Origin of the sequence: Flavobacterium muglaense (assembly GCF_014305155.1) — a bacterium.
GTDB lineage: Bacteria > Bacteroidota > Bacteroidia > Flavobacteriales > Flavobacteriaceae > Flavobacterium > Flavobacterium muglaense.
In genome coordinates, this window is sequence record NZ_JACRUK010000015.1 from 1 (window position 1) to 11,697 (window position 11,697).

The window sequence follows — 11,697 nt, forward strand, 5'->3', positions numbered from 1 at the left end:
AACTTTTCTTCCTTTTATATTGTATTAAGTGTTATATTTGAAAGAAATAAACGGAAGTTTTTTCACAGACTGACGTTTACAACAATTGCACAATCTAATTATTATTGAAAAAACTGGTACCCCAAAAGAGTTGGCTAATTTAATGAAATTAAGTGAGCGTTCAATTCATTTATTATTAGATCAATTAAAAGATTATAATGCCCATATTCGTTACAGTAGAAGTAGAAAAACCTATTACTACATCAATTATTTTGACTTAAAAATATCTGTCACAATAAAGATTTTAACTGATAATGAAACAAGTAATATTTATGGTGGCACTTATTTTTTACAAAACAATTTGTTCGTTGCAATATAGTTGCATTGAAACAATATACTTTTACAAATGAAATCATACTGGGCGCGTACAGTAGAGCTTTCACATAAATCATATAAGAAACCTTTATTAATTCCCTGGAATCTGACAGGAGGACTATTTATTTAAAGACAAAATTAATAATTAAAAAAACTTTTTTTTATGGAAAATTTAAATGTTTTAAGATTGCAAGATCTGAATATCGTAGAGATTGAAAATATTTATGGCGGATCAGGTGGTGTTCGCGGCATTGGTAAAGATTATTTGATTGGTAAAGCAATTGATATAGCACTGGAATTTATGTTTACAGGTTGGGATGAATATGGTGCTTATGCATATAAGCACCAAGCTAGCTCAGGTGGTTTGAAATGGTAATATTTATCTGATTAATTAAAGCTGAGGCGCTAAATGCAATTACTGCCTCAGCTTTTATAAAAATAAAATGAATCAATTAGAAACGTATTTATCGACTAAAAAAGATTATCAAATTTTTTTCATATCCTTAATTTTCCTTTTACTTGTAATTTTATGTTTATCTATCCTGTTAGAATCGTTAGACATAGAAATGCTTAATGACGTTATGGTTAAAAAAAATAACTGGCAAAAGTTTTTTTCTGGAGTGTTTGTTGGTCCACTTTTAGAAACTTTTATCTTTCAATACCTCTTAGAAAAAATATTAATATTTACTTCTAAAAATAGCTATCAAATTACCGTTCTTTCAGCTATTTTATTTGGATTGACTCATAATTATCAATCCTTTTATATATTTTATAGTTTTACACTAGGCTTTTATTTTACATACTTATATCTCATACTTTTGAAGTTAAAACGAAAAGCCTTCTTGACAATCTTTCTTTTACACTCTATTCATAATTTATTGGTGTTTTTACAACAGTTGTAATTGACGGAAGATCTAAGTGCGTAAAGCTACCTAAAATCAACATTTAGTAAGTTTAAAGCGTAAAATGATTTGTGCGATTTGTGATTAATAATTAAGACTTCGATTTAGTTAGTTTCACCAAAGTTAAACTTTACACAAAAACCACTTTCGATTTATAAATACTACTAAAAAACAATATTTTTATAAAATGAAAAAATCGATACTTACTCTTTGTGTTTTAGCCGCAGTTGTTCTCTCTTGTAATTCTAAAAAAGAAAGTCTGGATGACAATCTAAAAAACGACACCATTGCCACCGCTAAACCATTGTCAAAAGCCGATTCTATTATAAACCTTGCAATCGAAGTTCACGGTGGTGACTTATACACAAAAGCCGATTATTCATTTACTTTTAGAGACAAAAAATACCGTTTTAAAAATAACGGTAGCAATTACGAATATTCATCTGAAGGACAAAAAGGAGATTCGCTTATCAAAGATGTAATGGTCAATAATGATTTCACGCGTTACATCAATACTAAAAAGCAAAACCTTACTCCAGAAGATGCAGGTAAATACGGCGAATCCTTAAATTCTGTTATTTATTTTGCAACGCTTCCTCACAAACTTCAAGATGCTTCTGTGCACAAAAAGTATATCGAACAAACGACTATCAAAGGAAAGCAATATGATGTGATTCAGGTTACTTTTGGTCAAGACGGTGGCGGAAAAGATTTTGATGATGAATACATGTATTGGATCAATACGGAAACGCACAAAATGGATTACTTCGCATATAATTATCAAGTAAATGACGGTGGTGTACGTTTTAGAGCGGCATTCAACCCTAGAGCAGTTGCAGGAGTGACTTTTCAAGATTATATCAATTATGAAGCTCCGGTAAAAACGCCTTTAAATGACTTGCCCGCCTTGTACGAACAAAGCAAACTTAAAGAAGCTTCAAAAATCCTGACTGAGAACGTGGTGAATAATCAGATTAAATAAGCTCCGTAACCTACTTAGTCTGGCTTTAAGTTTTGCAAATAGCGCACTACTTTCTTCTGATTTTCTGTTCCGTTACTCAATAACAAGGCCAAATCGGGTCTGAATGCTTTTAGAAACAAAGCGTCGTTCCCTGGTCTTAAAAAATAAGCTTCCATATCAGCTGTAATAGGACTGTCTTTTGGTATAAATTTTCTAAGATCAGTATCGTAGGCATAAATCGCCGACACTTTATCTCTTTTTATCAATTCGAATGTTTCATCTTGAATGCTCAATTTTTCCAGCACGAGATAATGAGGGTTTAGACGAAATGAATAAGTAACAAACAATTCATTCCCATATTCTTCAAAACTATCAACAGTAATCATTCCGTTGATTCCCTTATCATTAAAAGTATCATTAGAATCGTCTACCAACTCTAAAACCAAGTCTAGTTTTCCTGATTCAAGGCGGTACACCTTATTGGTAAACAACCAGAAACCGGAGCCTCTGCCGTACAAAAATTTAAAACTAATCAACTTATGCTGATTAGTAGCGCTCAAAATTTTCATTTGCGGATAGTCATTGTGCAACCATAAATATTCCTCGTGAATGATTTTAAAATCATGATCAATCACATAAAACATTGTTTGAGCATAATATGACCCAATGAATAACACATATTCATCTTCAAAATCAGTATCTAGATTCACCTTCGTGAGATTAAGATAAACCGTCATTGCATCATTTAGAACAGGATCTTCCGCAATGACTTTGGACGGAAACATTTGACCAAATTCATGTACTAATTTTCCATTATCACCACCTTGAATGGCTGTTTTGAGCCATTTAAGTGGTACTTTTTTTCCAATATTTACTTGTCCAAAAGCATTTAAACTTGCTATAAAAAACAATAGCAACACTATTTTATTTTTCATGATTGTACTTGAATTATTATGCTTTAGACCCCTATAAATCAACAAGATTGCCAATTGCAATACAAAGTAAATATAATTGATTTATCAAATGATCATACAGCTGTTCATAAAAATATTATGCAAAAACAAAAAACTTAATTCACTTTTAAATAAATGACCACAGTCATTTACTGAAAACTTAAGGCCGTTCGCTGATTGTTCTAAAATACCTTTGTAGTTCTCCTTACTTTTACCCCATTCAATAACGAATAAACCAATCAAGTATGAAAAATGTAAGCCTTTTATTTGTTTCAACCGTGTTACTTTGCCTTGTCAACGCTTGCAGCAAAGACGATAGTACAACTGAAACTGCAACAACAACTGCAGATGAAGCAGTTGTGATTAATGTATCCTCTTCTCAATTTTTATCCGCTGGCTTAAGAGAACCTATTACCATAGTTTCGAAAACATTATCAGACGGAACTACCGCTGATTGCTATAAAATTGTAACTACTAGCCTTGCAACAGACCATACTATGGGACCATGGTGCCCTACTAACATTTCAGACGACGCTTCAAAAGGTGGAATATGGTTAGAAGGTGGAGAAGCCTACGACGTAGATGGAGCCTTTGTAAAAAACATGGCCACTTTCTATAAAGACAACACTTGGATGATGTACAATGCAACTACAGGGGCAATCACAAAAACAAGTACACAAGCAGAATGTCAAGCAGCTGCAAACCCAAATGTAGGCGCAACCTATAAAAATTATTGTGTAGAATGTTTGCCTTCTTATGTAGCCGACTTGTCACATACATACTACATTCCTGTGACTCCAAAAGCAGCGAGTTCTCCTATTGCATTTGGTTCTGGACCCAATTCAACTGGACCAAGTTCTAGAGGTATCGCATTCAACGGAGTAGTGTTTGATGCACCAGCGCCTACAAGTGTGATTTTGGCAGCCTACACTTTGGCACCATTTGATGATGCAGGAGGACATATTAACTTAGCTGCTGGTTATCATTACCATGCTGCAACAGGATTGTCGACAGAAATAGCGCAAGCAGATGGTCATGCAGGAATGATAGGTTACGCGATGGACGGTTATGGAATGTATGCACATTTTGACTCAACTGGAAAGGCCTATACCGACTTAGACGCTTCATTAGGTCACTACGATTCAACCAGAGGATACCACTACCACGTAGATTACAAAGGTAAAAATAACTTTATTAACAGCTTACATGGTGTGTATGTTAAGTAAAAATAAAATGAAGAAGCAATGGTTGTTCCTATCGGCATTTTTGATGTCTTTGGTGAGCCATGCCCATTCGCCAGATTTTTCGACCAGCGTCCTTTCAAAAACAGATAATGGCATTTATGTATTGCAAATAACAAGTTCACTAGCTGCTTTTCAAGGAGAAATTGACTACCTCTACACTACAAATGCTTATAAAACTCCAGAGGCTTTCAAGAAATTAGTTGTGGATCATTTTAATAAAAATGTCTTTTTCATTGCAAACGAAAAAGATACTTTAAAATTTGGTGCACCATTAGTATTGCTTGGACATGAATCGAAGTTAATTGTGGAAGTACTAAACATCCCAAAGAACATTAGCTCTTTATATTTTAAAAACTCCATGTTCAAGGACATGCCACACAATCAAATGGCGGTTATTATGCTAGCTGACGGCTTGCCGAAAGACCAACATGTATTAGAAAACGAAAACGAGCAAACGGTTTCGCTTGAACTACAAGAGGGAAAATGGGTCAACCTAGGATTGGGATTCAAACCAAAAAACATGCTTTACGTTGGTTTGTTTTTATTGTTATCCATGGTACCAATACTGTACATTGGATATCGTGACCGCAAACACATTAGAAAATAAAATACCACCAAGAGTACAATCCATAGCATTACAACAATAAGCCCAGGAGTTTCTTCTGGGCTTATTGATTTTTGTAATGAAAGCGAATCACCTATAATCCCTAACCCCGATTACTTCACTGTATTATATTTTCATAGGAATTCAGTGAACTTCATTTGAAGTGAAAATCCTTTTGGGGGCTTTTGTTTTGCCCCCAAAAGATTATAACGGATAGCGGGAAATAGCTCCTCAAAAAACAGAAACTTAGAACGGTAGAAACTTTGCCATTTAGTCCCTTTTCCTTACTTTTGCAAAAATAATTTATCACCCTTAAACCGTTTATAGCATGCAACTGTATAACACCTTAAGCGCAGATGAAAGAGCCGAACTGATTGATCAGGCTGGACAACAACGACTCACGTTGTCTTTCTATGCGTATGCCAAAATTGAAGATCCTAAAAAATTTCGCGACGATTTATTTGTAGCCTGGAACGCACTTGATGCCCTTGGCCGTACTTATGTCGCTAAAGAAGGTATTAATGCTCAAATGAGTGTTCCTGCCGATAACTTTGAAGCTTTTAGAGACACCCTTGAAGTCTATGATTTTATGAAAGGCATTCGCTTGAATGTAGCCGTAGAGCACGATGACCACTCTTTCTTGAAACTAACTGTTAAGGTGCGTGATAAAATTGTTGCGGATGGTTTGAATGACGAAACTTTTGATGTGACTAATAAAGGAGTGCATTTAAAAGCGTCTGAATTCAACGAAATATTAGAAAATCCAAATACGATTGTTGTTGATTTTCGAAATCATTATGAGAGTGAAATTGGTCATTTTAAAAACGCCATTACTCCAGATGTGGAGACTTTTAGAGAATCGTTGCCTATTATCAACGAGCAATTAAAAGATTTTAAAGAAGATAAAAACCTGGTGATGTACTGCACGGGCGGAATCCGTTGTGAGAAAGCTTCCGCTTACTTCAAGCACCAAGGATTCAAAAATGTGTTCCAATTGGAAGGTGGAATCATTCAGTATGCCAAACAAATCAAGGAAGAAGGTTTAGAAAGCAAGTTTGTAGGTAAGAATTTTGTTTTTGATAATCGCTTAGGCGAAAGAATTACTGACGATATTATTTCGCAATGCCATCAATGCGGAAAACCTTGCGATAATCATACCAACTGTGAAAATGATGGTTGCCATTTGTTGTTTATCCAATGTGACGAATGTAAGGCTGCCATGGATAATTGTTGTTCTACAGAATGTCTTGAAATCACACGTTTACCATTAGTGGATCAAGTACGATTGAGAACGGGAAAACAAGTAGGGAACAAGGTTTTTAGAAAAGGAAAATCAGATAAATTGAAGTTCAAACACTCAGGTGAATTAGCTGATTTGGCCATAGGAACAGCCATAAAGCCAGTGGATATTCGCCAAAAAATTAAGGTAAAAAAAGTATTGATCGGTAAAGTAGATCATTATTATGTCAAAGCGCAAGTTGGTCTTTTTTCTATCGAAAACAAAGAATTGACTGTGGGCGACAAAATCATTATTTCTGGACCTACAACCGGTGTTCAGGAATTGGTTTTAGAAAACATGATTGTTAATGATGTAGCAGGAACTACAGCCAAAGCAGGTGATAGAATCACCTTTCCAGTGCCGTTTAGAGTGCGTTTATCTGACAAATTATATAAGATTGTGGAATAAATACCACTCAACAACTATTCCAGAAAGCCTATTTCAATTCCTTTTGAAATAGGCTTTTTTTTGTCTTAGTACGCAGCACATGAACAAAACCGTCTCTGCATCTTTCTATTAAAATCACAACAAACCACCACTTAGCTGCCCTAATTATGGTTATTATGCACAGATAAAGCTATTTTACTAAAAATATTTTGTTAATTATTGTTAAAATTGATTAGATTTACTAGAACTAACCAAAATAACGAATCATGAGAAAAAAGTATTTAATGCTGATACTATTTTTTTTGGGGATTATTACATGTTATTCCCAAAACACTACAGTAAAAGGTAAAGTAACAGATGCACAAGGCCTACCACTTCCAGGTGCCAACGTCACACTAAAAGGCTCAAAGTCCACTGTTGCAACAGACATGGATGGAAATTATCAAATTCAAGCCTCAAAAGGAGCCAGCTTAATCTTTTCCTTTCTTGGTTTCACCAATCAAGAGCTTAAAGTTTCTGGCGCTATTGTAAATGCTTCTTTAAAAGAGGATTCTAATAACAAACTTGACGAAGTCGTAGTTACCGCGATGGGTATTAAAAACAAAACTAAATCATTAGGGTACGCCAATCAAACGATCAAAGCAGCCGACATTGAGCGCCCCGGACAACTCAATGCGCTTCAAGCCTTACAAGGAAGCATTTCTGGGGTTACCATAAGTAAAACTTCTGGAGAAGCAGGAGGAGGTGTCGATATTTTAATTAGAGGCGTTTCTTCTTTAAGCACAGGTAGCAACAACCAACCGTTAATTGTTATCGATGGAAACCCGGTAAACAATAGCACTATATCTGGAAATGTATTATCCAGTGCGAACAACTCGTCTCCAGGTAGCAACGAGCAGTTTGGTTTTTCAAACCGTTCCATAGACATCAACCCGAACGACATAGAAAGCTATACCGTATTAAAAGGTGCTGGAGCAACAGCACTTTACGGAATATTAGCCGGTAATGGAGTTATTATTATTACCACCAAAAAAGGAAAAGAAGGAAAAACCAAAGTAAACATCTCTTCTAGCGTTACTATGAGCGAGGTAAACAAATACCCAGAACTACAATCGCAATGGAGAGAAGGATCAGGACTAACTCCAAGAGTTTTGAGTATGGCTGCCAACACCCCATCTGGTATTTCATTTTACCCAGGCTTTACTTCTGGCTTTCAAACCAATGGTCCAGCATACTCAAGTACGGATGACGCGACAATTAAATTCAGACATTTTTACAAAGATTTCTTCAAAACAGGAATTAATACCACCAACAATATTAGCCTAAGCGGAGGAACCGAAAAAATGAATTACTACGTTTCTGCATCGACCAGCAAAGACGAAGGAATTGTACCCAACACAGCCTATGCCCGTAAAACATTAAAATTCAATGGAGGCTACCAATTAGCAGACAATTTAAAATTAGGCACTTCTGTTTCGTATGCAAATTCCGGAGGAATGAGAGCGAACACCGGTGATAAATCAATCATGAGTTCCCTTTCTTATTGGTCACCATCGATCGATATTAATGATTATCAAACCGCTACCGGCGGTGAAAAAGACTGGACATCGGGCACCATTGACCAACCCGTTTACTTTGCTAAAACCAGTAATTTAGAAGATAATGTAGACCGTTGGATTGCTTCAGCCGACTTAAACTGGCAAGCTAAATCATGGCTAAACATCACCTACAGAGGAAGCGTTGATAATTATTCTGAAACTAGAAACAGATACGCAGGAGCAGATCTCGACCCAGGTTCTCCCGTAAATGGGTTTATTGTCAACGAAAAAATAAATTTCAAAGGATTAAACTCCGATTTATTAATTTCGGCTACTAAGAAATTTGGCGATTTTAATACTTCGGCAATGATTGGGAATCAAATTTTCGAAACCAATTCGGATTACGGACTCACAAGAGGTGAAGGATTGCTTTTACCAAAATTCAACAACATCGCAAACACGATTAACAAATATGCTGTACAAACAAACGAAGTTGTACGAACAGTAGGTTATTTCACTGAATTAAAAGCCGATTATAAAGAGCGAATCTTCATTGCTGCAACAGGCCGTAGAGATTACGCTTCAACTTTACCAACTGCTAATCGCGCCTTTAATTATTTCTCATCCAATCTAGCCTTTGTTTTTCATGATTTAATAGACAAAGAAGGAAGCGTTCTTTCTTTTGGGAAACTACGTGGATCATGGGCGCAAGTGGGCAAAATTCCGCCATTTGGAACAGGACGATACAGCTATCCAGACACTCCTTTCAACGGTGTAGGTGGTGTAAGTATTGGTACTGTTGATGTTGACCCAAACATCAAAGCCGAAATTGTTACCACAACTGAAATTGGAACCGACTTGCGTTTCTTTCATGATAGAATACGCTTAGAATACACTTATTTTGATCGAAAAAGTGACGGACAAATCCTAAAAGTAACTTTACCACAAAGTACATCATTAACGGGAACTTGGACAAACTCTGGTTCGCTTAAAACCACTGGACATGAATTGACACTGGCTGCTGATATTATTAAAACCAAAGACGTAAAATGGACCGCAATAGCCAACTTTACTGCTTATGAAACCGAAGTTTTAGCACTACCCTTTGACAACATTGACTTTGCCTACAATGGCGGAGCAGACATTTACTCTAGAATAAAAGTAGGTGACGCAGCTGGATCATTATACGGTAGAACGTGGACTTATGTAAATGGCCAACGCCTTATCGGTACGAACGGACTTCCTGTAATTGCAAAGGACGGCAACGGAGCTGTACTGTACACCAAGGTTGGAAACGCATTTCCAGACTATGTCTTAACATTAAACAACAACTTTAAATACAAAAACTGGGATCTAGCATTCTTATTCGAATACAAAAAAGGAGGAGAAGGTTTTGACCCAGCAGAGCGTAACGGAATCAGAAACGGAATCTTAAAAATGACCGAAGATAGAAACCATACACAAGTACTAGAAGGAGTAAAAGCAGATGGTACAGCCAATGACATTCCTGTAACCATAGACGGAAACAGCTATTATAGAAATACAATTATCAATCAAGCTTCGGAAATATTGATTCAAGACACTTCGTGGCTAAAACTTAGAAATGTATCATTAACCTATAATTTATCCACCGAAATAGCTTCCAAACTAAAATTATCGAATGCTTCGTTATCAGTAAGTGGAAACAACTTCCTTTTATGGACACCATTTAGAGGTTTTGACCCAGAGGGACAACAATTTGGATCAGGAAGTAATGTATATGGCTTCTCTGGTTTAAACATTCCATTAACACAATCCTATTCACTAGGCTTAAACATTGGTTTCTAATCTATTAAAAGACCTGAATTATGAAAAACATACTTAAAATTGCCGGTGTTTTCACCTTAGCAATATCCCTTTATAGTTGTAGTGATAGTTACTATGACACCAATACGCCAAGTAACGCAGTAGCATCAGAAACGGTTGCAATCAACAACATTTTACCATCAGCTATTCAAGCTACGATGAGTGCGCAGTACAGCGCCGCGACAAGTCTAGCGCAAGTAGATCAACATATTGCTTCGGCTTTTAACGATCAAAATATCGATAAACATTACCAAAATTCACTAGACGAATATTGGAGACTTGTTTACTCAAAGGCCTTACCCAACATCAAGGTACTTGAAGACAAAGCAACGGCAACAAACTCGAGTTATTATCTCGCTATTGCAAAAGTTCTAAAAGCCATCAACATTGGTTTAACGACAGACTTACATGGAGATGTTCCTTATACCGAAGCAACGCTTGCTGCCAATAATTATTACCCTAAATACGATGCGCAGCAACTCATTTACACCGATGTAATTAAATTATTAGATGACGCAATTGTATTACTTTCAAGTCCTAACACGTCTACTTTCACTCCTGGCGCCGACGATTTAATATACAGTGGAAAAGCAGCAAGTTGGACCAAAGCAGCATACACCTTCAAAGCAAGATTTCAATTGCATCTAATGAAAGTAAATGGCGGAACAGCTACAGCTACAGCCGTGCTTGCCAGCTTAGCCAAAGGTTTTACTGCAAACACTGATGACTTTCAACTGAAATACAACAGTGTAAACACAAATCCGTGGTACCAATCGCAACTGGGCTTATCAACGGGTAATCTAACTTTTTATATTTCAAATCATTTTATAAGCTACATGAATGGCGGATCAGTCTATCCATTTGCCTCTGCAGCTGTAACGATGGATCCAAGAATGCCATTATTAGTTGATCTTAGCACCTATTCAAGTGCCGGAATTACAGCGGGTCCAGATCCAACTTTAGTAGCCAACTACATTGGTTCAACAAACGGAACAGGAACTACCTCTAAAACTAAAATAGGAACCCAGTTTTTTTATTCTAAAATTGATTCACCCCTAGTTTACCTTACCTACGCCGAAGCTAAATTCATGGAAGCCGAAGCACAATTTTTACTAGCGGGAGGTACAGCCACATCTACAGGTACTAACGCCGCTTCGTATTCGGCTTATTTAGCTGGGATTGGCGCTAATATGGACAAAATAGGTGTCACATCCACAAACAAAAACAATTATTTAGCTGATGGATCAATAGCCAAAGGAGCAGCAACACTACAGTTAAAAGACATCATGAGACAAAAGTTCATAGCATTATTCTTAAATCCGGAAACTTTCAGTGATTATAGACGTTATGACTTCTCTACTAATGCCTTTAAAAACTTAACCATTCCTGCCGCTACCGACCCTTTAAATGGCGGAAAATGGATCAGACGTTTTGTTTACTCCAGCAACGAAAGAAGCGCAAATGCAGTTAATTATAATTTAAATTTCAAATCCATGATTACCCCAGTATGGTGGGATAAATAAAATTCTATTTGCAAAATAAAGCCTCAATTTTCTTAAAAAGAAGTTGAGGCTTTTTTGTTTTCAAACACTTTAAACTAAAATAAAAGATGAAATATCACAACAACTTT

Annotated in this window: 10 protein-coding genes; 9 read left to right on the forward strand and 1 reads right to left on the reverse strand. The window is 36.2% G+C overall.

Annotation, left to right across the window (positions count from 1 at the left end):
• Window positions 1-85 precede the first annotated feature (85 nt).
• The 4 genes from H8R24_RS08035 (at window position 86) to H8R24_RS08050 (ending at window position 2,238) form a co-directional block, all read left to right on the forward strand.
• Window positions 86-358, forward strand: a complete 273-nt coding sequence (locus H8R24_RS08035) for a DNA-binding protein (protein WP_187017990.1) — start codon at window positions 86-88, stop codon at window positions 356-358.
• A gap of 159 nt (window positions 359-517) precedes the next feature.
• A complete protein-coding gene (locus H8R24_RS08040; RefSeq protein ID WP_187017991.1) occupies window positions 518-730 on the forward strand; it encodes a hypothetical protein in 213 nt (70 codons plus the stop codon).
• Between the two features lie 67 nt (window positions 731-797).
• Entirely contained in the window at window positions 798-1,256 is a 459-nt protein-coding gene (locus H8R24_RS08045; protein ID WP_187017992.1) for a CPBP family glutamic-type intramembrane protease, read from the forward strand.
• A 187-nt stretch (window positions 1,257-1,443) separates the two neighbouring features.
• Entirely contained in the window at window positions 1,444-2,238 is a 795-nt protein-coding gene (locus tag H8R24_RS08050; protein WP_187017993.1) for a DUF6503 family protein, read from the forward strand.
• Between the two features lie 14 nt (window positions 2,239-2,252).
• On the opposite strand, the gene H8R24_RS08055 is transcribed toward H8R24_RS08050, so the two are convergent.
• Window positions 2,253-3,152, reverse strand: coding sequence for a hypothetical protein (locus tag H8R24_RS08055; protein WP_187017994.1), 900 nt, complete (start codon window positions 3,150-3,152; stop codon window positions 2,253-2,255).
• Window positions 3,153-3,415: 263 nt separating this feature from the next.
• Here H8R24_RS08055 and H8R24_RS08060 point away from each other — a divergent pair, with 263 nt between their 5' ends.
• From H8R24_RS08060 to H8R24_RS08080, 5 genes are all read left to right on the forward strand, one after another.
• Window positions 3,416-4,396 (forward strand): YHYH protein, encoded by a 981-nt coding sequence (locus H8R24_RS08060; RefSeq protein WP_187017995.1) that lies wholly within the window; start codon window positions 3,416-3,418, stop codon window positions 4,394-4,396.
• Between the two features lie 7 nt (window positions 4,397-4,403).
• Window positions 4,404-5,021: a hypothetical protein gene (locus H8R24_RS08065; protein ID WP_187017996.1), complete on the forward strand. Its 618-nt coding sequence runs from the start codon at window positions 4,404-4,406 to the stop codon at window positions 5,019-5,021.
• Window positions 5,022-5,346: 325 nt separating this feature from the next.
• A complete protein-coding gene (gene trhO / locus H8R24_RS08070) occupies window positions 5,347-6,705 on the forward strand; it encodes an oxygen-dependent tRNA uridine(34) hydroxylase TrhO (protein ID WP_187017997.1) in 1,359 nt (452 codons plus the stop codon).
• Between the two features lie 245 nt (window positions 6,706-6,950).
• Complete coding sequence (locus H8R24_RS08075; protein ID WP_187017998.1) at window positions 6,951-10,049, forward strand: SusC/RagA family TonB-linked outer membrane protein; 3,099 nt, start codon at window positions 6,951-6,953, stop codon at window positions 10,047-10,049.
• 20 nt (window positions 10,050-10,069) lie between these two features.
• Window positions 10,070-11,590: a SusD/RagB family nutrient-binding outer membrane lipoprotein gene (locus H8R24_RS08080; RefSeq protein WP_187017999.1), complete on the forward strand. Its 1,521-nt coding sequence runs from the start codon at window positions 10,070-10,072 to the stop codon at window positions 11,588-11,590.
• The last annotated feature ends 107 nt before the right edge of the window (window positions 11,591-11,697 follow it).